This is a genomic window from Streptomyces sp. NPDC051322 (assembly GCF_040689485.1).
In the GTDB taxonomy this organism is placed as follows: Bacteria; Actinomycetota; Actinomycetes; order Streptomycetales; family Streptomycetaceae; genus Streptomyces.
The window spans coordinates 21,747-45,816 of record NZ_JBFBAK010000004.1 but is presented as its reverse complement, the minus strand read 5'-3'; the positions used below and the strand labels follow the sequence as shown (position 1 = coordinate 45,816).

20 protein-coding genes and 1 riboswitch are annotated in these 24,070 nt (G+C 69.1%); of the genes, 8 read left to right on the top strand and 12 right to left on the bottom strand.

The features are described from left to right. Window positions 1-20 precede the first annotated feature (20 nt). Both AB0436_RS11360 and AB0436_RS11355 read left to right on the top strand, forming a co-directional pair. A complete protein-coding gene (locus tag AB0436_RS11360; RefSeq protein WP_366467543.1) occupies window positions 21-590 on the top strand; it encodes a WHG domain-containing protein in 570 nt (189 codons plus the stop codon). Window positions 591-643: 53 nt separating this feature from the next. Then, a complete protein-coding gene (locus tag AB0436_RS11355; protein WP_366467542.1) occupies window positions 644-1,837 on the top strand; it encodes a GDSL-type esterase/lipase family protein in 1,194 nt (397 codons plus the stop codon). On the opposite strand, the gene AB0436_RS11350 is transcribed toward AB0436_RS11355, so the two are convergent. Then, on the bottom strand, window positions 1,809-3,143 hold the full coding sequence (locus tag AB0436_RS11350) for a cytosine permease (RefSeq protein WP_366467939.1): 1,335 nt from the start codon (window positions 3,141-3,143) through the stop codon (window positions 1,809-1,811). The genes AB0436_RS11355 and AB0436_RS11350 overlap by 29 nt on opposite strands. 57 nt (window positions 3,144-3,200) lie before the next feature. Continuing rightward, a riboswitch (TPP riboswitch) is annotated at window positions 3,201-3,295 on the bottom strand. Between the two features lie 342 nt (window positions 3,296-3,637). Here AB0436_RS11350 and AB0436_RS11345 point away from each other — a divergent pair. Both AB0436_RS11345 and AB0436_RS11340 read left to right on the top strand, forming a co-directional pair. Then, the gene (locus tag AB0436_RS11345; RefSeq protein WP_366467937.1) at window positions 3,638-6,121 is read left to right on the top strand and encodes a beta-L-arabinofuranosidase domain-containing protein; all 2,484 of its coding nucleotides are present in this window, start codon (window positions 3,638-3,640) and stop codon (window positions 6,119-6,121) included. A gap of 108 nt (window positions 6,122-6,229) precedes the next feature. Further along, window positions 6,230-6,607, top strand: a complete 378-nt coding sequence (locus tag AB0436_RS11340) for a VOC family protein (protein ID WP_365852379.1) — start codon at window positions 6,230-6,232, stop codon at window positions 6,605-6,607. Between the two features lie 159 nt (window positions 6,608-6,766). On the opposite strand, the gene AB0436_RS11335 is transcribed toward AB0436_RS11340, so the two are convergent. Continuing rightward, window positions 6,767-8,134, bottom strand: coding sequence for a hypothetical protein (locus AB0436_RS11335; protein ID WP_366467541.1), 1,368 nt, complete (start codon window positions 8,132-8,134; stop codon window positions 6,767-6,769). Window positions 8,135-9,031: 897 nt separating this feature from the next. Here AB0436_RS11335 and AB0436_RS11330 point away from each other — a divergent pair. Both AB0436_RS11330 and AB0436_RS11325 read left to right on the top strand, forming a co-directional pair. After that, window positions 9,032-9,640, top strand: coding sequence for a GNAT family N-acetyltransferase (locus AB0436_RS11330; RefSeq protein WP_366467540.1), 609 nt, complete (start codon window positions 9,032-9,034; stop codon window positions 9,638-9,640). Between the two features lie 167 nt (window positions 9,641-9,807). Next, on the top strand, window positions 9,808-11,154 hold the full coding sequence (locus tag AB0436_RS11325) for a family 43 glycosylhydrolase (protein WP_366467539.1): 1,347 nt from the start codon (window positions 9,808-9,810) through the stop codon (window positions 11,152-11,154). Window positions 11,155-11,226: 72 nt separating this feature from the next. Here the strand turns inward: AB0436_RS11325 and AB0436_RS11320 are convergent, their stop codons facing one another. The 7 genes from AB0436_RS11320 to AB0436_RS11290 form a co-directional block, all read right to left on the bottom strand. Then, on the bottom strand, window positions 11,227-12,123 hold the full coding sequence (locus tag AB0436_RS11320) for a formylglycine-generating enzyme family protein (protein ID WP_366467935.1): 897 nt from the start codon (window positions 12,121-12,123) through the stop codon (window positions 11,227-11,229). Between the two features lie 155 nt (window positions 12,124-12,278). After that, complete coding sequence (locus tag AB0436_RS11315; protein WP_366467538.1) at window positions 12,279-13,793, bottom strand: sulfatase-like hydrolase/transferase; 1,515 nt, start codon at window positions 13,791-13,793, stop codon at window positions 12,279-12,281. Then, a complete protein-coding gene (locus tag AB0436_RS11310) occupies window positions 13,790-14,791 on the bottom strand; it encodes an aliphatic sulfonate ABC transporter substrate-binding protein (protein WP_366467537.1) in 1,002 nt (333 codons plus the stop codon). The genes AB0436_RS11315 and AB0436_RS11310 overlap by 4 nt, the downstream gene beginning before the upstream one ends. Before the next feature lie 17 nt (window positions 14,792-14,808). After that, entirely contained in the window at window positions 14,809-15,615 is an 807-nt protein-coding gene (locus AB0436_RS11305) for an ABC transporter ATP-binding protein (protein WP_366467536.1), read from the bottom strand. After that, on the bottom strand, window positions 15,612-16,481 hold the full coding sequence (locus AB0436_RS11300) for an ABC transporter permease (protein ID WP_366467534.1): 870 nt from the start codon (window positions 16,479-16,481) through the stop codon (window positions 15,612-15,614). The genes AB0436_RS11305 and AB0436_RS11300 overlap by 4 nt, the downstream gene beginning before the upstream one ends. Further along, window positions 16,468-17,730 (bottom strand): ROK family transcriptional regulator, encoded by a 1,263-nt coding sequence (locus AB0436_RS11295; protein ID WP_366467533.1) that lies wholly within the window; start codon window positions 17,728-17,730, stop codon window positions 16,468-16,470. Before AB0436_RS11295 ends, AB0436_RS11300 begins: the two co-directional genes overlap by 14 nt. Before the next feature lie 99 nt (window positions 17,731-17,829). Next, the gene (locus AB0436_RS11290) at window positions 17,830-18,261 is read right to left on the bottom strand and encodes a VOC family protein (protein WP_366467532.1); all 432 of its coding nucleotides are present in this window, start codon (window positions 18,259-18,261) and stop codon (window positions 17,830-17,832) included. Window positions 18,262-18,421: 160 nt separating this feature from the next. Here AB0436_RS11290 and AB0436_RS11285 point away from each other — a divergent pair, with 160 nt between their 5' ends. After that, a complete protein-coding gene (locus tag AB0436_RS11285; RefSeq protein ID WP_366467530.1) occupies window positions 18,422-18,733 on the top strand; it encodes a hypothetical protein in 312 nt (103 codons plus the stop codon). A 45-nt stretch (window positions 18,734-18,778) separates the two neighbouring features. Here AB0436_RS11285 and AB0436_RS11280 read toward each other — a convergent pair whose 3' ends face one another. Continuing rightward, window positions 18,779-19,372, bottom strand: coding sequence for a DUF4232 domain-containing protein (locus AB0436_RS11280; RefSeq protein WP_366467529.1), 594 nt, complete (start codon window positions 19,370-19,372; stop codon window positions 18,779-18,781). Between the two features lie 303 nt (window positions 19,373-19,675). On the opposite strand from AB0436_RS11280, the gene AB0436_RS11275 reads away from it, so the two are divergent. Then, window positions 19,676-21,853 carry a SpoIIE family protein phosphatase gene (locus AB0436_RS11275; RefSeq protein ID WP_366467528.1) on the top strand — a complete coding sequence of 726 codons (2,178 nt, stop codon included), beginning with the start codon at window positions 19,676-19,678 and terminating at the stop codon, window positions 21,851-21,853. Between the two features lie 52 nt (window positions 21,854-21,905). Here AB0436_RS11275 and AB0436_RS11270 read toward each other — a convergent pair whose 3' ends face one another. Both AB0436_RS11270 and AB0436_RS11265 read right to left on the bottom strand, forming a co-directional pair. Next, on the bottom strand, window positions 21,906-23,090 hold the full coding sequence (locus AB0436_RS11270; RefSeq protein WP_366467527.1) for a type III polyketide synthase: 1,185 nt from the start codon (window positions 23,088-23,090) through the stop codon (window positions 21,906-21,908). Between the two features lie 432 nt (window positions 23,091-23,522). Further along, window positions 23,523-23,807, bottom strand: coding sequence for a hypothetical protein (locus AB0436_RS11265; protein WP_366467526.1), 285 nt, complete (start codon window positions 23,805-23,807; stop codon window positions 23,523-23,525). Window positions 23,808-24,070 lie beyond the last annotated feature (263 nt).

The window sequence follows — 24,070 nt, the reverse complement described above, 5'->3', positions numbered from 1 at the left end:
GCAGGCGAGCGAGGACGGTCATGGCACGCGCAGGACTTACTCCGGAACGCCTGACCCGGGCCGGGGCGGAACTGGCCGACGAGGTCGGCTTCGACCAGGTGACCGTTTCGGAGCTCGCCAGGCGGTTCGACGTCAAGGTCGCGAGCCTGTACTCGCACCTCAAGAACTCGCAGGACCTCAGGACCAGGATCGCCCTGCTGGCCCTGGAGGAACTCGCGGACAGAGGCGCCGCCGCCCTTGCCGGGCGGGCGGGCAAGGACGCCCTGATCGCCTTCGCGAACGTCTACCGCGACTATGCCCGGGAACACCCCGGCCGCTATGCCGCCGCCCAGTTGAGGCTCGACCCGGAGACGGCGGCCGACAGCGCCGGTGGCAGGCACGCACGAATGACGCGGGCCATCCTGCGCGGTTACGACCTGGTGGAGCCGGACCAGACCCACGCAGTCCGGCTGCTGGGCAGTGTCTTCCACGGCTACGTCAGCTTGGAGATGCAGGGCGGGTTCAGCCACAGCGCCCCCGACGCGCAGGAAACCTGGTCGCGGGTCCTGGACGCCCTGGACGCCCTGCTGCGGAATTGGCCCGCACGCTGACTCGTCGACCGTTTTGACCAACAGACCACTGTCGTGAACAACAGGACGAGAGCATGCATACGAAGCCCGAGTGGATCACCACACCCGTCACCGCCGACCTCCTGCGCGGCTGCCTCGACGTGGAGCACACCGCTCACGGCGTGCTGCCGCACCGGCTGCCCGCCCACGCCCGGGCCCAATGCGCCGACGGACAGCTGGCGATGGCGGAGTCCCAGCCCTCCGGGGTACGGCTGCTCTTCCGCACCCGGGCCACCGCGATCGAGCTGGATGCGCTGCCCACCAAGCGGGTCTACGCAGGCGCCCCGCCCCGCCCGGACGGCGTGTACGACCTGCTCGTCGACGGCCGCCTGATCGAGCAGGCCTGCGTTGCCGGCGGCAACACCCTGACCATCGACATGACCACCGGAAAGGCCGATACCCGGTCCGGCCCGGCCGGCACCCTGCGCTTCGCCGGGCTGTCCGACGACATGAAGAACGTCGAGATCTGGCTGCCGCACAACGAGACCACCGAACTCATCGCCCTGCGCACCGACGCCCCCGTCGAGCCCGCGCCGCCGGGGAACCGCCGGGTGTGGCTGCATCACGGCAGCTCGATCAGCCACGGCTCCGACGCCGCGAGCCCTACCACCACCTGGCCCGCGCTCGCCGCCTCCCTCGGCGGCGTGGATCTGGTGAACCTCGGCCTGGGCGGCAGTGCTCTGCTCGACCCGTTCACCGCACGGGCCATGCGCGACACCGCTGCGGATCTGATCAGCGTCAAGATCGGCATCAATCTGGTCAACGCCGACCTCATGCGCCTGCGCGCTTTCGGCCCCGCTGTCCACGGCTTCCTCGACACCATCCGGGACGGGCACCCGACCGCGCCCTTGCTGGTCGTTTCGCCGATCTACTGTCCGATCCACGAGGACACCCCCGGCCCGGCCGCCCCGGACTTCAGCAACATCGGTGAGGGAAGGCTCCAGTTCAAGGCCATGGGTGCTCCGGCGGAACGCGCGAGCGGGAAGCTGACGCTCAACGTCATCCGGGCCGAGCTCGCCCGGATCGTGGCACAGCGGGCGGGGGAGGACCCGAACGTGTACTACCTCGACGGTCGTGACCTCTACGGCGAGACGGACCACGCCGAACTGCCGCTGCCCGACCAGCTCCACCCGGACGCCGCCACACATCGCCGCATCGGCGAACGCTTCGCCGCCTCGGCCTTCGCCCGCGGCGGCTCGTTCAGCGGACCGTGCGGCGGCGCAGTCTGAGGGGGGCGTAGACGACCAGTGCAGCGATGAACGCCGCGTAATAGGCGAGGTCGGCACCGTGCAGTGCGGCAGCGACCGGACCGGTGTAGAGGCCGGTGTTCATGAACGGAACCGCTGCGGCGAAGGCGGCGCAGAAGGCCACCAGCGCGGCCCGGCCGGACGGGGAACGGTTGCTCCCGGTGGCCAGGTCGACAGGCGCACCCGTCCGGGCCCGGGCCAGCCAGTCCACCACCACGACGGCCACGAAGCCCGGAATCCAGTAGCCGACGAACAACAGCACGTTCTGGAACCGGGCCGTGGTGTCGGCGGCGTGCATCCACAGGACCAGCGGGAAGCCGAGTGCGGCGGCGAGAGCCGCCGCGAGCGGACGCGGGACGCGCAAGCCGATGGTCTGCAGGGCCAGCGAGCCGCTGTAGTCGTTCATCGCATTGCTGCACAGCGCGGCGAGCGCCACGGCCAGCAGCCCCAGTCCGCCGAGTACGCCACCACCCAACAACGCGTCGACACCCCGCGCGGTCTGGTCCGTAAAGACCGATGCTCCCCACAGACCGAGCGTCTGCACGGCCACGAAGGACACACTGACGCCGAGGAGCGTGTACCAGAACATGCGCGGGCGTGACGTGCTGCGCGGCAGATAGCGGCTGAAGTCACTGGCATACGGCGCCCACGACAGCGCCAGACTCAGCGCGATCGTGCTGGTCAGGACGAAAGCGCCGACACGGTCGGCACCGTGGGCGCTGCCGGTGGCCGCGGGATGGGCGCTGTGCGGGAGTCTGACGGCCAGGGCGATGAACGCGGCAGCGAGCACGAAGGTCATCAGCTTCTGCAGCCGGTGAATGGCCTCGTATCCCAGCACGCCGAGCGCCCCCTGCCCCAGCATCATCACCAGCACGCCCAGCCAGAAGGGCCAGCCGCAGAGCCGGGCCAGTGCGTCCCCGCCGAACAGTCCGATCAGAGCATCCCAGGCAACCGAGGAAAGCCACTGCAGTAGCCCCGGCACCGCTACGGAGCGGCCGAACGCGAGTTGGGCCAGCGGGAGTTGGCCCGCGCCGGTCCGACTTCCCCAGGTGCCGAGGTATGCGGTGGGAACGGCGCCGACCAGGGTGCCCAGCACCACGGCCAGCAGCGCGGTGGGCAGGTCCAGGCCGAGCGCGATCCCCACGGTGCCGGTGAACACACCGGTCATCGTCAGATTCGGAGCGAACCATACGGTGAACAGCCGCCCGGGGCCGCCATAGCGATGGTGCTCCGGCACCGGCGTGATACCGCGCGCCTCGACACGCAGGTCGCCGGGCGCGGCAGGCATCCGGCCGTCGAAGACGGAGCGCGAGCCGGTGTCCGGCGTGCCGCTCGGAGCAGGTGGCAATGACATGTCTGACATCCCTCCGCCAGTGCTAACTGGTTCAGGTTCGGCGGGTGTGATCTCAGCCCCTGGGCGGGGCACCCCGTGTCCGGTACGCCGGTCAGGCTAACGTGCCGCGCCAAGACCTCTGCGCGGAGGGTGTGTCTCGTGCGCCCGTGGTGGGCTGGGGCGCTATGCCCGGGCGAGGGCAACGCCGGACGCGATAAGGGCAGTTGGGAACCGAAGTGGGTCTGCGTCAGGCGTTGACGACCATGTTCGGGGATCCTATGGTCTCCTCGTCCGAAGTTACGTTCATTGTTCGATATAACGAACGCTGAGTGTGCGAGGAGACCGCCGTGAGCCGCATCCACGAACCAACCCCCGCCCCCACCCGGAACCTCGGCCCGCTGGGCAGACGGCATTTCATCGCGACCGCCGCCACCGGCGCCGCGGCCGCGATGCTCACCGCAAACAGCGCCGGTACAGCGCAGGCGAGTGCCTCCCGTGCCGACGTCCCCGCCCGGCCCGCACCGGCGAGCGACAGCACCAGCCACCCGTTCCCGCTCGACGCCGTGACCCTGCTCCCGAGCGCCTTCCGCGACAATCAGTCGCGTAACACCGCCTATCTCCACTTCGTGGACATCGACCGGTTGCTGCACACCTTCCGCCGCAACGTCGGCCTGGCGAGCAGCGCACAGCCATGCGGCGGATGGGAGGCCCCGGACGTCGAACTGCGTGGCCACAGCACCGGCCATCTGCTGTCCGGCCTCGCCCTCACCTACGCCAACACGGGGGACCGGGCGCTGCGCGACAAGGGCCGCGAGCTGGTCGCCGCGCTCGCCGAATGCCAGGCCGCGTCCCCGCAGGCCGGATACGGCACCGGGTACCTGTCGGCGTTCCCGGAGAGCTTCTTCGACCGCCTCGAGGCCGGAACCGGCGTCTGGGCGCCGTACTACACGATCCACAAGATCATGGCGGGTCTCCTCGAGCAGTACCGCTCCGCGGGCAGTGAGCAGGCCCTCGATGTCGTGCTGCGCCAGGCCGCCTGGGTGGACGCGCGTACGGCCGAGCTCAGCTACCAGCACATGCAGCAGGTGCTGGAAACCGAGTTCGGTGGCATGAATGACGTGCTCGCCGACCTGCACACGGTCACCGGCGACGCGACGTGGCTGAAGGTCGCCGAGCGGTTCACCCATGCCGCCGTCTTCGATCCGCTCGCGAAGAACGACGACCGGCTCGCCGGACTGCACGCCAACACCCAGATACCGAAGATGGTCGGTGCGATGCGGCTCTGGGAGGAAGGGCTGGGCGACCGGTACCGCACCATCGCCGAGAACTTCTGGCAGATCGTCACGGATCACCACACGTATGTCATCGGCGGCAACAGTAATGGCGAGGCGTTCCACGAACCGGACGCCATCGCCTCTCAGCTGTCCAACACCTGCTGCGAGAACTGCAACAGCTACAACATGCTCAAGCTCACCCGGCTGATGCACTTCCGCGCACCCGAGCGGACCGATCTGCTCGACTACTACGAGCGCACTCTGTTCAATCAGATGCTCGGAGAGCAGGACCCGGACTCCGCGCACGGCTTCAATATCTATTACACCGGTCTGGTACCGGGAGCCTTCAAGCAGCAGCCGTCTTTCATGGGCACCGACCCGAACGCCTACTCCACGGACTACGACAACTTCTCCTGCGACCACGGCACCGGCATGGAGACCCAGGCGAAGTTCGCGGACACCATCTACACGCACGGCGCCAACACCCTGTTCGTCAACCTCTTCGTCCCCTCCGAGGTGAAGTGGCGGGAGAAGGACATCACCTGGCGACAGACCACCGACTTTCCGGACCGGTCCTCCGTCGCCCTCACCGTTGCCGCCGGGAAGGCGAAACACGAACTGCGTATCCGTATCCCGTCCTGGGCCTCCGGCGCGCGCGTCACGTTGAACAACCGCCCGCTCCGGGACCGTCCGCAGCCCGGCAGTTGGCTGGTACTGAACCGCCCATGGCAGACCGGCGACCGGGTGGAGGTCTCCCTGCCGATGCGACTGGCCATCGAGCCGACACCGGACGACCCGGACGTACAAGCCGTGCGGTTCGGTCCAGTGGTGCTCGCCGGCGCCTACGGAGACCGCGCCGCGATGCGCATGCCGCGCCTCGACACCCAGTCCGTGCAGAAGCAGGGCACCGGCGCGATGCGGTTCACCGCGCGGGCCGGCGGCGACACCGTCACCCTGCTTCCCGTCGCGCGCATGCATCACCAGCACTACAACGTCTACTGGCTGACCGGTGAACCACCGCAGCCTCCGCCGGCGTTCGCCGCCTGGCACCGCTTCGATGAGTCCTCGGGCACCACCGCCGCAGACGCCACCGGCAACGGCAAGGCCGCGCAACTGGTGGACGGCGCCTCCTGGGCCGCCGGGAAGATCGGTGGAGCCGTCGCTCTGAACGGCTCCGGCGGACACGTACGGCTCGCGGAGGACGTCCTGGCGGGAGCGTCCGCGTACTCCGTTGCGACCTGGGTCCGGCTCAACGGCCGGCCGCAAGCCTGGAGCCGGATCTTCGACATCGGCACCGGCGTCACGGCCAACATGTTCGTGACCCCGCGCAGCGACGCGGAAACCCTGCGATTCGCGATCACCGTCGCAGGAGGGGGAGCGGAGCAGCGCATCGACGCCGATCCACTTCCGACGGACGAATGGGTCCACCTAGCGGTGACGTACGGTGACGGGACAGCGGTGCTGTACGTGAACGGCCGGGAGGTGGGGCGCAACGAGGAGGTCACCGCCCAGCCGGAATGGTTCGGCAACCACATCCGTGCTGCCTACATCGGCAAGTCCCAGTACCCCGACCCGTATCTCAAGGCCGCCGTCGACGACTTCCGTGTGTACGGCAAGACGCTGACGGCAGCCGAGATCGCGGCCCTCGCCCAGAGCTGACGCCCCGGCCGGCCGGGCCCACCCGCCTCGGCCGGCCTCGCCGCACACAAGCGCTGCCCCGGAGACGCGAGGCTGCAGCCGATCGACTCGCCTGGCACTGTGGTAGGCATGATCGGAAGGCTGCACCACGTGATCATCGACTGTCCCGACCCCGCCGCACTCGCCGCTTTCTACTCGGAGCTGCTGGCACAGCCGGTCACCTATCGAAGCGATGACTGGGTTGTGGTCGCGGCCGGCGAGGCAACCTCGGGTCTCGCGTTCCAGCGTGCGCCCGATCAGCGTCCGCCGACGTGGCCGGACCCCGCGGTCCCGATCCAGCTCCACCTGGACATCATGGTGGAAGACGTCGTCGAGGCCGGACCTCGAGTCCTGGCGCTGGGGGCGACGGAACTCGACGGCGAGAAGCACGTCTACGCCGATCCGGCGGGTCATCCGTTCTGCCTCATCCGCCGACCCGCGTGGGCCCCGCCGATCAGCCAGGACTGATGCCGCCCTGACTCAGCGTGTAGGTTCTCGCGGGCGGGTCCGGTAGTGGCGAATCCACCACGTCGCGAGGCGCGGAACATGCCGAGCACCAGGGTGGCCCGGCCGGCCGTGAAACGCGCCGCGCGCCCTGCACGGCCGGTCCTCCGAGCACCGGGGCCTTCAGAAACCGCCTCCGAAGTCCCCGCCGCCTCCGCCGAAACCCCCACCACCGAAGCCGCCGCCGAAGTCCCCGGGGTCGAAGTCGGAGCCGGACACGTCGCCGCCACCGAAGCTGTCCGGGCCGCCGCCGTAATCGCCGTACCCGTAACCGCCACCGTAGTACGCGCCATAGCCAGGGCCGGCCATCATGCTGCCCAGCATCGTGCCGAACAGCAGGCCGGGTAGGATGCCGCCGCCGAAGTAGCCGCCCGCCCAGGGGCCGTAGGCCGGGCCTGCTTCCCAGTACGGCCGTCGGCCCATGTCAGTTGCCACGGTGCGGATGTCCGGGTCCCGACCGTCCTGCAAACGTGCGAGGTCAGCGGCGCAGACAGGCACCTCGCGCTCCGCGCCGCCCTGCGGCGCCCACACCGTGTCGGCGACGGAGGGGCCGTGCCTGGGGTCGAAGAAACAGGGCGGACGCCGTTTCGGCAGCGGAGTCCCGTTGCGGCGGCTTTCCAGTGTGGCCAGCGAGAACCGCCCGTCCTCGAGGGCCTCCGTGACACCGCGGACGTCTTCCGGCCGCCGGGCAGCCGCCATGACCGCCTTGGCCTGTTCGTACGCGTCCAGGGCCCGCTGGTAATCCGCTCGCATCGCGTCGTTCGCGCCCTCCTCGTCCGGCCGGAAGTCCAGCCGGTCGAGTTCCTCGCCGTAGGTGGTGATGTCCTCGTCCACGACGATCTGCAGTTTGTCCAGCGCGGCGTGCTGCTCTTCCGCACGCTTGCGCTGCCGGCGCCGGCCGACCGCGTAGAGACCCACCCCGCCGACCAGGACCACCGCACCGATACCGATCAACACGCCCGTCGCGGAGCCGCCGCCCCCGCCACCCCACGACGTCGGCGCCGAGCCGCGAGCGCTGCGCACCGCGATGTCCGTGAAATCGTCGAGCTGCTTACGGGCACTCTCGCCCTGAACGGCGGTGACCGCGGACCGGACGGACTGGCCGCTCATGACGCTGGAGTCCGCTCTGGCATCGAAGCGGTTCCCGAGGCGGATGGCATACACGCCGGTGATGCCCGTCCTGGTCCGCAGATTCCTGAAGAGCTGCGACGTCGGCGTATCCGCCGGCAGGACGGCCACGAAGACGGCCTTGTCCGCGTCCTTGATCCGCTTGGCCAGGGCGTCCTGGTCCGCTCGGGAGACCTGGTTCCGCATCGAGGGGTCGACATACACAGGCCCCTTGCGCAAGGCGTCCGCGACGGCGGAGAGATCGGAGTCGGCTCGGGCCACCGGGGCCGTCGTCACGACGGTACCGAGCGCCAGGAGCAGAGCGGCCACGGCCGTGATCAGCTGAAGAACACGGTGCGGTGGCTCCCACCGGAGAATGTTCATACATTCGACGCTAGCCCGGATCGCACCCCACAGCCGACCGGAGACCGGAAGCGGACCGCCCGCGGCCCCCGACCCACACGCGGTTCTGCCGGCCGTCGCGGGGCGGCGGCCGGCAGAACCAGCTTGATGGATGAACCGGAGCCACTACCACCCAGCAGGCCGCGACGTATACGAGTCGGCCCACCCCGTACACCAGTCCGTTGCCTGAATTGCGCCGCTCCGTGGGGTAGAGCTCGGGTGTGTACGCATAGAGCAGCGCGGCGAAGGTCCGGATGAGGGCATTGACGCAGAACCCGAAGGCCACGATGGCCACCGTGTTGAACGTGAGCCCATACGCGAGTCCGCACGGCCGAGCCGGCCCGGACTCTCCGGCAACCGGTCGACCAGGGGCAGGGCGAGCAGTCCCAGCGCGCCGAAGACGAACACGAATCGCCGACAGCCCCATGCCGGTCAGCAACGGCGCAGCTGCCAGCGTCGGCACACTCCACGCCACCGCGTTGAGACTCCCGTGATGGGGCGGCCGCTCAGGTCCAGCACGCGTGCGTCGTCGTCGATGCGCAGATCGCCTTCCTGCTCGCCCGGCTGCGTGACCACCCACTCACCCCGTCGGCCGGGGCCATTGCGGCCATCCTCGTCGAGACCGCCGCGACACTGCGTCCGTGACGCAAGGCCGCCGCCCCGCTCGGCATACGGCGACTGCGGTCCGGTCGTCCGTCGGAAGGCATGCGCTGACCGGCCCTCAGCCGGCCGGCCACGCCCAGCGCATGGGCCCCGGCACTCGGGGAAGGCTGGGGGCAGATGCCCCGCCCGATCAGACCGTTGGACCCTGGGAGGCCACATGCTTCATCGACGTCGCGCGGACGTTCCCTTGATACCGGCGACGGGCGGTGGCGGTCGATGACCTCCCTGCCCGGTTCCCTGCCCGAGGACCTGGCGGGCTCCGGCGGGACGGACGTCCCCGAGGTGCACTTCCGGCCCTTCGACCGCTGGCAGGCCGATGATCACCGTGAGGAGCTTGCGGATCTCTACGTGGCGGCCTCCCCGGCCACGCCCGGCGAGGAATACCAGCGTCGGGAGGACTTCCTTGCGCGTCTGGAAGCCGATACCCGGCGGCCGGGATTCACGATGTTCATCGCAGAGACATCGACGTTGGTCGCATGTGCCTACGGTTACCTCGTGGACCGAGACGGTTCGTGGTGGCCCGAGCTGGAGACCGGCCTGCCGCCCAGCGTGGAACAACTGACAGCAGCGGGCGAGGTGTTCGCCGTGGCGCAGCTGATGGTGCTCGCCGACCACCGGCGCAGCGGTATCGGGGCCAGCCTGCGCGATCAGCTGTTGTCCGACCAGGAGGCGACGGTGGGCGTCACCCTGGTTGAGCAGGCAGATGACGACGGCCTGGCCGTGTGCCGAGCCTGGGGCTGGCAGGACATCGGCGGCACCGCGGCAACCATGGACGGGCCCCCGCTCCGGGCCTTCATGCAGCCGCTGGAGCGGTCCGACCGCTAGCCGACCGGACTTCGGCGGTGGACCTGGAGGTGAGAGAGGCGAAGGCGGCAGCGCCGCGGTGCGTCCCAAAAGCCTTTTTGTCGCCTGTTCACTGTCGAAATGAGTCTCACTAGTGTCTCTCCCGAGCAGGGCACCGGCGTCCTGCCGACGAGGGAGGACGTGACTGTATGACCAGCTCCGAGAACGGGTGGCATGTCGGCCGGCGGTCCCTGTTGGCCGGCGTCGTCGGCTCCCTGGGAATGGCCGCGGCGCTGCCCGCGACCGCCGCGCAGGCGGCTCCGGCGGAGGGCCCGTCGAGGCGGCGATACCCTTCGAACCGGCCCGACCTCGAGCCCTACGGCCTCGCGGACTCGCGGCTGGACCTGTGGCCGCGTGACGACAACTCCCTCATCCTCCCGCTCGAGTTGCGTCCCCGCGATGAGGAGCGTGGCAGGGTCTGGATGCGGGACACCTACGTCAACTGCTTCGTCGTCGACGGTCGCCCGACCTACGTCGCCACGGGCACCACCCGGGTGCCCGGCCTGGAAGCGGCCGCCCCGTGGAACGACGGAATCTTCGTGTGGCTGGCCCCGTCCCTGCAGGGTCCATGGCGGCTGGCGGACACGACCGGCATCCGGCCCGGAGCCGAGAAGGGCAAGGTGTGGTCACCCGAGTTCGTCGGCGAGAACCGGTCCGGGCGTACGGTCGTCGCTCCCTGGCAGGAGTACTGGTACGACGACCAGTTCGGCAAGCGGGGCGAGGCATGGGCCCCGGAGCTGCACTACTTCCGCGGCAGGTGGTACATCGTCGCGTGCATGGGCGACCACTCCCGAAAGGTCGGTTCGTTCATGCTCGTGAGCGACGGCGGGGTCGAGGGACCTTACCGGCTCATCGAGGGGAACCTCGACAAGCCATTCGGCGACTCGTTCATCGGGGGACCCAAGTTCATCGAACCAGGTGCCTACCACCACATCGACGGCGGTCTCTACAGCGAGGGCGACGACGCGTGGCTCGTGCTGCACAACAACTTTTACGCGAAGTTCCGGGACGATATGGAGGACATCATCCCGGCGACGAACCTCCCGCAGTTCCAGCAGACGCCCTACTCGCCCGAGCCGTACCTCGAAGGTGCGTACGTGTTCAAGTACGGGGGCAAGTACTACCTCGTCCAGTCCGCGTGGGACTGGACATCCCTCAACTCCGACGGCAGCACGCGGTACGCCTACGCTCCGCCCGCCCCCGGTCGCGTGCAGTACCAGTACGACGCCATCGTCGCCGTCTCCGACCACTTCGAAGGCCCCTACTCCAAGCGGTGGACCGCGGGTGTCGGCGCCGGTCACAACAACTTCTTCGTCGATGGCAGCGGCCACCTGTGGGCGACGTTCTTCCGCAACCCGGCTGCTGGTTACTGGTCCGACCCGTCCCGCGTCGCCGACGCTGCCGTGCCCGGCGTCGTGCGGCTTGAATGGACCGGTCCGCAGGGCGATCGGCTGTACGTCCAGCGCCGGAACCGGGGACGCGCGATCAGCGGTTGAGCACCTGGCGGCGGTCCGGTTCTCCGTGGACGGAGGCCGGCCGCCGCCGTCCACGACGGCGCCGGGCGGTTGCTATGCCATCGAGCCGGAAGCGTCGTTGGCGCAGCGGAACCCGAGATTGCCCGATGAGGACTCAGCGGTGTTGGAGGAGCGTGCGGCGACCCGGTAGCGGTTGCAGTACGAGTCGTGGCAGAGGTAGGAGCCGCCGCGCATGACTCGTGCCGTTCCGCTCTGCGGGCCGTGCGGGTCCTCCAGGGGGGCCTGGGTGTAGTAGGTGGGGGAGAACCAGTCGGTGCACCATTCCCACACATTGCCGGCGGTGTTCCACAGACCGAAGCCGTTAGGGCGGTAGGACTTGACGGGCGCGGTGGTCAGATAGCCGTCATCGGCGGTGTTGGTGTGGGGGAAACGCCCCTGCCAGATGTTGCAGCGCCACCGGCCGTCGGGCTTGAGCTCGTCACCCCAGGCGTACCGGCGGGCGGTCAGTCCGCCGCGCGCGGCGTACTCCCACTCGGCCTCGGTGGGCAGACGCTTGCCGGCCCACCGGGCGTACGCGCTCGCATCGTTCCAGGAGACGTGCACGACGGGGTGGTGCTGCCGGTCGGTGATATCGGAGCGGGCACCCTCCGGCCGGCGCCAGTGTGCGCCGCGGACATTGATCCACCACGGGGCTCCGACGGCGTTGCCGAGAACGTCGGCAGCGGATGCGGCGACCACCAGGTGGAAGACCGCAGAGGAACCGTAGCGCTCGGCCTCTGTGACGTAACCGGTGGCTTTGACGAAGGTGGCGAACCGAGCGTTGGTCACGGCGGTCTCGTCCATGTGGAAGGGCTTGACCCGTACCGGGTGGACGGGTGTCTCGCCGTCAGCGGGATAGCCCTCACCGAAGGCGTCACCCATCGCGAACTCGCCGCCGGGCAGGCTGATCTGCCCGCGTAGCGAGCGACGGCGGGCGGTGCGGACCGGCATCGGCAGCACCGCGGACCGGGCGGACCCGGGCGTGGTGGCCGATACGTTCGTGGGCGCGCAGCAGGGGTGGTGCTCGTGGGCCATGGTGACGTCCTCGATGGCGGACCGGTGTGCGGTTCCGCGGGTCGGTTCGATCCGGCGAGCTGTCTTCGGCGTCACCTCTTCTGTGCCTGGTAGGTGGACTCGTCGAGCCCGCTCAGCGTCGGGTCGTGTGCCACCTCGCCGACGTCGTACATCGACGTCATCCAGTGGTAGAAGTTGTCGCCGCGCTTTCGCAGGACGTCGTAGAGCCGGCGCATCATCCGGGAGCGGACCTCCGCCTGTTCGGGGTGGGCGTATACGTTCAGCAGTTCGTCCGGGTCGGTCCGCAGGTCGTAGAGCTCGTTGACCGAGTCGGGGTTCACGACGAGCTTGTACCGGTCGGTGCGCAGCATGCGCTGCGGGTACGGGAAGTGGTGGCCGTGGAACTCGCACACGATGTCCTCGTCCCACGGCACCTCCTCGCCGTGCACGAGCGGCAGCAGGCTGCGCGAGTCGACCGCCGGCCCCGGGTCGATGCCTGCCAGCTCCAGGATGGTGGCGGTGCAGTCGAGCAGGCTGACGAACTCAGGGCGCACGACACCGCCGGGCGCGCCAGGGACACGGAGCAGGCCGGCCGTGCGGTAGATGTCCTCATACATCGCCGGGCCCTTGTCGTGCAGCCGGTGGGATCCGGTGAACTCGCCGTGGTCGCAGGTGAAGAACACGGCGGTGTCGTCCACCAGGCCGAGTTCCTCCATTGCTTTCATGACTCGGCCGATCTGCATGTCGATCAGGGCCACGTAGCCCCAGTAGACCGCGATGAGCTTGCGGGTCGTCTCGATCGGCAGGGTGTCGAAGGTCCAGTGCGCGCTGTAGTTGCGCTGCACCGGAGGTTTGCCCTGGAAGGTCTCCGCGATGGATCGCGGCAGTTCCACGTCCGCCGGGTCGAACAGGTCGAAGTACTCGTCCGGGAGGATGTACGGCAGGTGCGGGCCGAAGAAGTGCAGCGCGAGGAAGAACGGTTGCTCACGCTCGGTGGAGTCCGCGGCGTACTGCTCAAGCTTCTGTATGGCACGGGTGGCCAGGTAGTGCTCGAAGGTGGCCTCGACCGGCTGGTGCAGCCGGGCGGCGAGCAGGTTACCGGGACCGCCGTTGGGCAGCGTGCCGCGGATCCGGTCGCTGATCTCGTACGGCGGGAGGCCGTGCTCGCTGAGGTAGGCAAGATAGTCCGGGTGATCCACCGGGTTGTGCCAGCCGGGCAGATCCGGGCCGTCGAATCCGTAGTCGGCTGCCTTCCGCTCGTTGCCGACATGCCATTTGCCGATGAGGCCGCAGTTGTAGCCGTTGTCCCGCAGCGCCCGGGAGAATGTGAACCGGTCATCGGGAAGGTCCTCGATGTAGCCGACGTTGCGCTCGTGGTTGGCCAGCAGCTTGTGCCGGAACGGAGCCTGGCCGGTCAGCAGGCTGGCCCGGGCCGGAGTGCAGATCGCGGTGGGGGTGTACCAGCGTTCGAAGCGGGTGCCGGTGGCGGCGAGTTCGTCGAGGGCGGGGGTGTGCGCCAGTGGGTTGCCATAGGCGCCGAGCGTGTCCGCCCGGTGCTGGTCGGTCATGAGGAAGAGGATGTTCCTGGGCGTGCCGGAAGGGGTCACTCTCCTGCTCCCGTGAAGAGATCGCCGGTGTAGTAGGTCTTCGGATCGACCGGCCGCTTGAGCTTGCCGACCTGGACGAAGTAGTCGTTCATGCCCTTGAGCCATTTGTCGATGGTGCCGTCCTTCGTCAGCGCGTCCAGCTTGGTCAGATCAAGCAGTTCGACGTTGGCGGCATCCGCTTTCACCTGTTCCACCGGGATACGGAGTTTGGCGGCGGTGAGTTCGATGGCCTCGGCCGTATGCGCGGAGCGGAACGCGATCGCCTCCCGCAGCACGGCGAGGACCTTTTTCACCTTCTGCGGATGCTTGGCCACGAGATCATTGCCGGCGACGAAGGCCGTCGGGAAGGAGACCTGCTCGGCGAAGTCGGAGTTCTTCGCCAGTTCGACGAGGTCCGGCACCTGCTTCTTGATGGTTGCGGCCGCGGGGTACCAGAAGCCTGCGGCGTCCACCTTCCTGGCGGAGAACGCCGAGACGATGGTCGAGGGATCCATCGGCACGATCTTGAGGTCACTCTTGCTCATCCCTGCCTTTTCCAGGGCCAGGGTGAGGATCATGTCACCCGAAGTTCCCTCGGGCACGGCGACGGTCTTGCCCTTGAGCTGTTTCATGGAGGTGATGCCCGGCTGGGCGAGGACGCGGTCGGCGTTGCCGAGGGTGTTGATCGCGACGACCTTCGCCTGGCCGGAAGCAGGCAGCCACATCGCACCGGGGCCGATGTACCCGAAGTCGAGATGGCCGGTGCCGAGGGCCTGGATCTGCAGCGGCCCATTGGTGAAGACCCTGCTCTCGGCCGAGAGACCGTGCTTGCTCCACAGACCCTTGGCGTCGGCGATGGCGATGAGGCTGGTGCCGTTGAAGTCGCCGATGTACCCGATGCGCACCGTCTCACCCCCCTTCCCGGAAGAGGAGTCGCTGCCGCAGGCGGTCAGGAGGGCGGAGGCGGCCAGGCCGGCGACCGCTGCGGTGAAGCCTCTGCGTGAGGTGGCGAGGGGCATACGTGCATCCCTTGTGGTCAGGCCGTCGTCGACGGCTGGGAGACGGCGGTGCGGCCGTCCTGGTGGTAAACGGAGTGCCACACGCGATTGCGTAGGGCGGCGAACTCCGGACTGAGGCGGAATTGCTCGTTCCGCTCGTGGTTCCGGCCGACTTCGATGACGTCGTAGACGCGTCCGGGACCGGCGGCCATGACGATCACGCGGTTCGCCAGGAAGACGGCCTCGTCGACGTCGTGCGTGATGAACAGGACCGTCCGCTTCTCCTTGCTCCAGGTATCCAGGAGCTGCTCCTGGAGCTTGACCCGGGTGAGCGCGTCCAGCGCGCCGAACGGCTCGTCCATCAACAGGATCGAGGGGTCGACGGCGTACGCGCGTGCGATGGCGCACCGTTGCCGCATACCGCCGGAGAGCGTCTTCGGGAGCGAATCGGCGAACTGATCAAGCCCGACCAAACTGATGAAGTGCTCGGCCCGGGCCCGGCGTTCGCCCTTCCGCATGCCGGCGGTCCGCAGGCCGAACTCGACGTTCTGACGGACGGTGAGCCAGGGGAAGAGAGCGTACTGCTGGAAGATCACTCCGCGCTCGGGCCCCGGCCCCGACACCGGTACGCCGTCCACCAGGGGCCGGCCCCTGGTCGGCTCCTCCAGTCCGGCGAGGATGTTCAGCAGGGTGCTCTTGCCGCAGCCCGAGGGGCCGACGACAGTGACGAACTCGTTGTCCGCGATGTCGAGCGAGACGTCGTCGAGAGCGGTGAACGTCTCGCGTCCCAGGGCGAAGGTCTTGGTGACGCCCTGGACGGAAATCTTGGCCGGGTTGCTGGTCATCGGCGTTCCTGCCATCCGGTGAGCTTGCGTTCTGCGAGGAGGAGGATGCGGTCCATGAGGAGCCCGAGGATTCCGATCGAAATGAGCGCGACGAAGATGGTCGGCAGGTCGTAGTAGAGCTGGGCGTTCTGCATCCGGTAGCCCAGGCCCTTCTGAGCCGCGATCAGCTCGGCGGCCACCAGGGTGGCCCAGGCCGAGCCGAGGCCCACCCGCATGCCCACGAGGATGAACGGCGTGGAGGCCGGTACCACGACACGGGCGAAGATCGTCATGTCCTTGGCGCCGAGGACCCGGGCGGCGTTGATCAGTGTCCGGTCGACGTTGACCACGCCCTGAAACGTCGAGATGACGCACGCGAGGAACGCGGCCAGGAAGATGACGAAGATTTTCGGTGTCTCGTCGATGCCCATGACCACGATGGCCATCGGAATGATCGCCAGCGGTGGGATGGTTCGGAAGAACTGGATCCACGGCTCGATCAGGCCACGCAGCACCGGGTACCAGCCCATCAGAAAGCCGACCGGCACGGCCACGGCCGTGCCGAGCGCGAAGCCGATGAGCACCCGCGTCAGGCTGGCGACGACGTCCTCGCCGAGCGTCCCGTTGCCGATCAGCGTCCATCCCTGCGACACGACCTCCGGCGGAGTCGGCAGCTTGAAACCTGCGTCTGCCAGGCCCCACCAGATCGCGATACCCAGCGCGACGGACACGGCGTTCAGCACCAGAGGCAGCCCGCGTCGCCCCGAAGGCGAGCGCTGCGGTGCGGTCTTCGTATCGCCGACGGCCCCGGAGCCGGCTGAGGCCCCTGGCTCCTTGTCGGGTACCGGGCCCGGCCGGCCGGCGCCCTGCTGGTCAACGACGGACATGCGCGGCTCCTTCGGTGGTGGTGTGGTGTGCATCGGAACGGCCCGTCACGTCGGCGGTTCCGGGGTACCTGGCCAGGAGGGGGGAACTGTGGAAGACCGCTGCGAGGGCACCGAGGGCGCCGTCGTCGTCGGAGAGCCGTGCCGCCTCGACGACGGGGCGGGTCGGGGCGGTCGGAAAGAGCTCAGTGGCGAGGGTGGCGGCGACCTGCTCGACGAGGAGAGGCGCCAGCCGGGTGATCTCGCCGCCGATGACCACTTTCGCCGGGTTGAGGGTCATCGTCGCTGCCCCGACGACGCGTCCCAGCGCCGCACCCGCCTCCCGCAGCACCCGGTCCGCGACGGGATGCGCGGCAGCCACAGCGGACGCCAGATCCCCGAGGTTCTCCAGGCGGAGGCCGAGCACCCGGCAGGAGGCGAGGATCCCGGGGACCGAAGCCACGGTCTCCAGGCAGCCGCGCTTGCCGCACCGGCACGGCCGGCCCGTCGGTTCGACGGTCACGTGTCCCAACTCGCCTGCCAGCCCCGACGAGCCGGTGACCAGTTGGCCGCCGACGACGAGGCCACCGCCGACGCCGTCCGACACGCGCACGTACACCAGGTCAGCGACGCTGTCGGTGCCGCTGATCGCCTCCGCGAGGGCTGCCAGGCGGGTGTTGTTGTCCACGACCACCGGCGCGTCGAAGCGCTCGGCGAAGGCCATGTCGACGCCCTCCGGGGCGGGGCGCAGCACCGACGTCCCCGAGCCGGCGCTGGACCAGGCCCCCTCGGGGACGGGGTACGGCCCCGGTACGCCGATCCCGATGCCCTGGAGTGCTCCGTAGTGGACGCCGGCCCCGTTGCTCAGCTGGTCGACCAGCTCGAGCGCCAGCTCGGTCCGCGTCCGCCAGGACGCCGTGGCGTCGTAGCGGACGGACCCCGAAACCATGATCTCGTGTGAGGCATCGGCAACGACGACGTGGACCCGCCGGTGCCCGAAGTCGACGCCCATGAACTGTCCGGAGGCCGGGTCGAGCGCCAGCCGCTCGGCCGGCCGCCCGCTGCCCTCCCGCCTGGCGGCGTCGGTGTCCACGACCACGATGGCGCCCCGTTGGCGGAGGCTGCCGGTGATCTCCGAGAGAGTGGTCCTGGACAGACCGACGAAGCGGGCGATCTCGCCGCGGCTCATGGCGCCGTGCTCCCTCAACGCACGCAGCACGCGTTCTTCATGGGTACGCCTCACCAACGCGTGCACTCCCGTGGGCATCTGCATGCCGGTCAAGGTAGGAACCCCGAATTATTCCGTCAACACTCCGACAGAATAAGGAATTGCAACAGCGCACCCCACGAGAAACCCGACCAGCGTCCGCAGTCAGGCGGCGAACACCTGAGAGTCGTCGGCGAACGCCTTGAACTCCAAGGCGTTGCCGGCCGGATCGAGGAGGAACATGGTCCATTGCTCGCCCTGCTGACCCTCGAAGCGGACGTAGGGCTCGATGACGAACTCGGTGCCCGCCGCGCGCAGCCGGTCCGCGAGCTTCTGGAACCCGGGGATCGTCAGGATCAGCCCGAAGTGCGGCACGGGAACGTCATGGCCATCGACCGGATTGTGTATGCGCGGTGCGCGCTCCGGGGCGAGGTGCGTGACGAACTGGTGGCCCTGCAGATTCCAGTCCACCCAGGTGTCCGCGCTGCGGCCCTGCTCCAGGCCCAGCACCTCACCGTAGAAACGGCGCGCGGCGGCCAGGTCGTCCACCGGCATGGCCAGGTGGAACCGCGGGATCGGAGAGTCGAGAACGGTCATGTCACTGCCTTCCTTCGAGCAAAAACGGAACGAGCCCCCTGGGGCACCGCGGCCAGTCTCCCGGTGTTCGCCGCCGCGGGCCACCGGCGTCTCGGGGACGTGTGGAACGGCCGTCACGGCTCCGTAAGATCATTGACCGTAAGCAAGAGGGGGAACGACGTTGAGTGACACTCGGAGTCAGGCGAGCGCGGGCCACGCCGGCACGGGAACCGTCAGGAACGGGCCGGCCAAGGTGAGTGCGTTCTTCGCGCTCGGTGGCATCGCCTCACTGGGGAACTTCTACACGGGCATTGCCTGGGTGAACCCCGGCGTCTTCGTCGGTATGGCCATGCTGTGCGCACTCGTCGCCATTGTCACGGGCACATCGGGCGCTTCAGAGGCCGCCGACTGCCGCAGAAGGAAGGCCGGTCGCGTACAGCGCCGGCCCCGGCGTGCTTGTTGCGTGGCCGGCGCCGCGGTCATGGAGCGCTGATGCCGACCACGCCCCAGGCTTGATTCCCGGTGTGCCGCCGCCCGCTCAGCCGGTGATGCCGATGTGTGAGGCGAGCGCGGTGACGTCCAGTTCGCCGTTGTCGACCCACTGGGGGAACTTCAGGGTCTTGTGGGTGGTGGCGGCGGGAGGAGTGACCACGAGGTAGGAGGCATGCCTGGCGTCGGAGGTGCCGGTGTTGGCGTGCGTCCAGGCGATGACCGCCTCGGCACTCTGACCGCTCCTCAGGGTCAGCGTCTGCTTGGCCGGGCCCTTGGTGTACCAGGTGCTGCCCCAGTGCACGGAGGAGGCGAGTGTGTGGTGGCCTGCGTCCTGGAGCCCGAGTCCCGGGTATCCACGCAGGTCGCAGGTATGACTGCTGATGTTCTTGAGCTTGAGGACGACCCCCTGGTGGTTCATCCCGCCGGCCAGGCCCTGCCCGAAGGAGGCGGAGAGCCCCGAGGTGGTGCAGGTAGGCACGGTTCGGCTGCCCGCCGCCTGCGCGGCCCCGGCTCCGGCGAGGCCGAGTCCGGCAACAGCGAAGACGGCGAGCCCCGCACCTCCGATACGGCGGGCTGTACGGGTACGGGTACGGGGTGCGCGGGCGCGCGTGACGGCGCTGGTCCGGTGCTGCTCAGCCATGTCGATCGATCTCCACTCTCACCTGTGCGGTTCGCGTTCTTGCGGCGTCCTACAAGAAGTGTGATGCGCTCGACGGCGAGAAAGTTCACGGTAATTTCGGACAGGTGTGACGGCGCTCGCCGCAGCGGAACGGGTGCCGATTCGTCACCGTCCGCGTTCGGTGCACGATCTGCTGGTGTGGGCGAAGCGGCCTCGAGTGTTATTCAATGAGGTGTGCGGTCCGGGAACTCGGGGGCTCCATCGCACGGATTCGGGTAAGTCCCGGCAAGGTGCCGGGGTCGGCGAGCGAGCTGAGAGAGCCGAATGGACTCCACACCCTCCCCCTCGTCTTCGTCGCCGTTCGACCTGGTCAGCAGTGCCTTGGGGCACTACCTTCCGCGCGGTGGAGCGGCAGCGGCCGCCGGTCCTGCCGATTCGCAGGGGGAGGAACACTCCACCCCCGATCCAGGAAACGCCGGCATGACGGCGGGCCATCAGGAGCAGATACTCGGTGCCGTCAACCTGGACCGTGATCTGAGAATCACCCGCTGCAATCTGGACGCCCCTGTTTTCGCGGGGCTGAATGCCGTGACCGGTAGTCCTTTCGTCGACCTTCTGCCCCCCGGCGACGTACCGACGGTCACGCGGCGGTTGCGGCAGGTCCTTGACACAGGTGAGGCGCACGTCGCCCGGGTCCAGCGCCTGCGGCGCGGTGACGGGTCGGAGCTGGTGGTCTCGATGAGCATCCTGCCCGCCGCGGCGCCTCAGGAGGGCGTGACCGTCTCCGTGATCGCCATGGCCAGGAGACTGCACCTGTACGCCGCCGAGACCGCGGTCGGCACCTCGCTGGACATCGGCGACACCGCGCAGTCCCTGGCCCAGTCCCTGCTGGCCTGGGGAGACGTGGCCGCCATCGATCTCGACTTCGCCGTGTGGACGGGCGAGGCGGTCACTGAGCAGGCGCAGGAGCGCATCCGGCTGCGACGGGCGGCCTTGGTGCCGGACCGGGCGTGGCCCGAGGGGTACGTCACTTTGGGTGACGACCTGCCCGGCGACGCGAGTCGCCTGCTGTCCCTCGCCGTCCGGCGTGATGACGTCCCGCAGGCCATCGTCATACCCGACCGGGAGGCGCTCGAGCGGGTACTCGGCGATCCGCGGCTGGTGCGTGCTCTGGTGCCCGGTGAGCGGCCGGCGAGCGTCGCGTGCATACCGCTGGTGCTGGCAGGCCTGGACGGCGCCGCGCCCGTCGTGCTGGGCGTGGCGGAGGTCTGGCGGCGAGCGGACCGTCCCTTCCACGACAGCGAGCTGTTCGACCTGCAGGAGCTGGTGGCCAGGACCGCCCATCACGTCGACCTGGCCCGTCAGCACCAGCGCGAGCACACGCAGGTGCTGGCGCTGCAGCGTCGGCTGCTACCGCGGGCCGGCGGCGACACCATCAAGGTCGCCAGCGTCTATCAGCCCACTACCCCCGACAGCGCGGGTGTCGGCGGTGACTGGGTGAACAGCTTTCCGCTGCCCGGGGGCGGTACCGCTCTGGTGGTCGGTGACGTCGTCGGGCACGGCCTGGGGGCCGCGGCGGTCATGGGCCAGCTGAGCATGGAGGCCCGTGCGCTGCTGTCCGCGGGGCTGGCACCCGACGAGGTGCTGGAGCACCTGGACGAGACAGTGACGCTGCTGGACGAGGCGGAAGCCGGGCTGGCGGCCGGCTACAGCGCCCTCGGGTCGACCTGCTGCATCGCCGTCTACGATCCGGTCAGCCACCAGGTGGTGCTGTCCAGCGCCGGTCACCTCCCCCCGGTCCTGGTGCTCCCGGACGGGTCCGTCAGCACGCTCGCGGTCCGCCCCCACCCCAGCCTGGGCGCCGAATTCGCGCTGCGGGAACCGTTCGACGTGCAAACTTTTGCCGCTCCCCCGGGTTCCGTGATCGCTCTCTACACCGATGGCCTGGTGGAGGATCCCGCCGTCTCGATCGACGAGGGCATCGGCAGACTGGCGGAGACCGTGTGCGCGGTGCATCCCTGGGACGATCTGCAGCAGGCCGCTCGACGCGTGGTCACCGAACTGGCGGCGCAGAGCCACTCGCGCGACGACGTGACCTTGCTGCTCGCGCGCATGGTCGGCTGCCGCAAACGGGACACCGCGACCTGGCGGCTGCCCGCCCGCGTCGACGCGGCCGCCCGGGCCCGCACGCTGGTCTCGGCGCTGTTGCTGCAATGGGGCACCAGGGACGACACCCGGGACAGCGTGCTGCTGTTGATCAGCGAGCTGGTCACCAACGCGGTCCGCTTCGCTACCGGACCCATCACGGTGCGGCTGATCAGGGTCGGTCACGGCCTGCTGTGCGAGGTGGGCGACACCGGCAACGGCAGGCCTCGGCTGGGCCGTGGCGGGGTGCTCGACGACAACGGGCGCGGCCTGCACGTCGTGCACAAACTCACCACCCGGTGGGGGGTGCGGTGGACAGACACCGGCAAGGTCGTCTGGGCGGAAGTCGCCAGGTAGCGCGGCCGGTCACGGCCGGCGTATCCGGTGGCACGGCTGACGCACGGTTGCGCTACAGCCACTCTCCCTCCACGGCGGTGGCCGTGAGGCCCGGGGCCGCCGCGAACAGCACGGCACGGCTGCCCGGCTGCTGCCCGGAGTCGTGGGCCCGCCGCAGGATGTCGAACACGGCGGCGCCTCCGCGGTTGCCGCTGGTGTAGCTGTCCCGGCTGTAGTCCAGCAGCCCCGAGGGCCACTCGGCCGGCATCGTCTGCTCCATGTACTCCAGGACCCGGGTCCCGCCGGGGTGCGCGAGCAGAAGGTCGGGGTGCCAGGAGTCGGGGTCGTCCTGGTGACGGATCCGCAGCCACTCCCACATCGCGGTAACCGTGTCCTGCACGGCGCGCGGCCCGCGCCGGTCCATCACGAAGTGGGCGCCGTCGGCCCGCGTCTCCAGGCGGTGCAGATCCTGGGTGCGGGGCAGGGTGTGATGCCAGGCCGCGTCCAGCCGCAGCACTGACTCGGGCCTTCGGCGGCCCGTGACGACGGCGGCGACCGCGGTGTCGGCGAACAGCAGCCGGACGATCAAGGACTCCAGAGTGTCGTCCGCGGGCTGGTAGGTGGTGCTCAGTGCCTCCGCGATCACGACCAGGACGACCCGGTCGGGGTCCGCGGCCACGAGATCCGCCGCCAGCGCCAAGGAGCGGGTCCCGGCGATGCAGGCCCACTGCGTGGCTGGGAGCAGCATCACGTCATCGCGGAGCGGAAGCTTGTTGGCCAGGGCGACGTCCAGACCCGGCAGCGCCGGGGTGGTGGAGTGACTGGTGATGAGGCAGTCGACATCGGAAGCATCCAGCCCGGCGCTCTGCAGGGCCCCGCGCGCTGCACGTTCCCCATAGGACTGCACGGCCTCCCAGGCCGGCGCGGTACGTTCCTGGACGGTCTGCGGCGCAGGTATTGCCTCAAGGGTGGCGATCACACGGTCCACGTCCTGCTCGGTGAACCCGTCACGGGCCAGTGCCTCTCGGGCCGGGCCGATGCCGGGAGTACCCAGGCCACTCCCGCTGCCGGGCGCGACGGCCGTCTCCAGCGGCAGCATCCATCCGCGGGTGTCGATGCCCGTGCTGGCCGCGATTCCGTCGATCCGCGGCGCCCATGCCGCGTGCGGGTGCCGGCCGCGCACTTCCGCCGCTATCTGGCTGGTCTCCACGGCGTAGTCGCCGTGTATCACCGCGGGAGGAGACAGATAAGCAGTCAAAATTCGCACCTTTCTGCGCAGAACGATGGGGATGCCACGCGTGCTGTGACATGACTCACTTCAACAGTTCGTACTCAAGTCGATGCCATTGCGCTCCACTTCGGAGGTCGGCATCTGTTCCGAGCATGCACGCTAAAGGGACATTTCCGCTGTGAGCCACGCAACTTGGGCATTCTTTGGATGTGTGACACGAGGCACACCGCTGGAGGCGGGAGCGCGGCATCGCCGGCGGCGTCCCCGGCGTCTCGGCGCCGAACCACTGCCGCGCGGCACGGCACTCCAAAGAGGCCCAACCTTCCCTGCGTCCACCGGTGATGGCGCTATGGCAGACGGGACCCAGCGGCGTGCCGCCACCCCTCGGAGCGGGATATGGCGGCACGCCTGGGCTACGCAAGGGCCCGCGTGATCAGTAGCGAGCGGGCGGGGGTCAGGTCAACGACGGTTCCCGTGGTCCTCGTTGCGGTGGTCGCGGCCGTGGTCACGGTGGTCGCGGCCGTGGTCGCGGTGGTCACGGCGGTGGTCGCGGCCGTGGTCGCGGTGGTCGCGGCCGTCGTTTCGGTGGTCGCGGTGGTCGCGGTGGTCGCGGGCCGAGTGGGAGTGCTCCTGGTGGTGACGGCCACGGTCGTGTGCGGAGGCCGGCGTCGCCATCGCGGCGATGACGGACCCAGCCAGCAGGACGGTGGCAACGAGACGACGGACGGAATGAGAAGCAGACAAGTGATGTCCCCTCAAGTACAGGCGCTCGGGCCCAGGTCAGGGCCATGCGCGGTGCGGTCCCGGCTCAACAAGCCGGGGAGACCACACTCTGAAGCCTGGGCCCCTGGCTGAGGCGCAGACTTCAGCTCACTTTACGCAATGCGGACATTTTCGTAACCAACGCCTGTGCAGTTTCACCGCACCGTCCGGGCGGCGCCGCTGGCGATCCGGGATCGCCCTCGACCACTTCTCTAAGCACTTAACCATATGTATGCTCGGGCGCC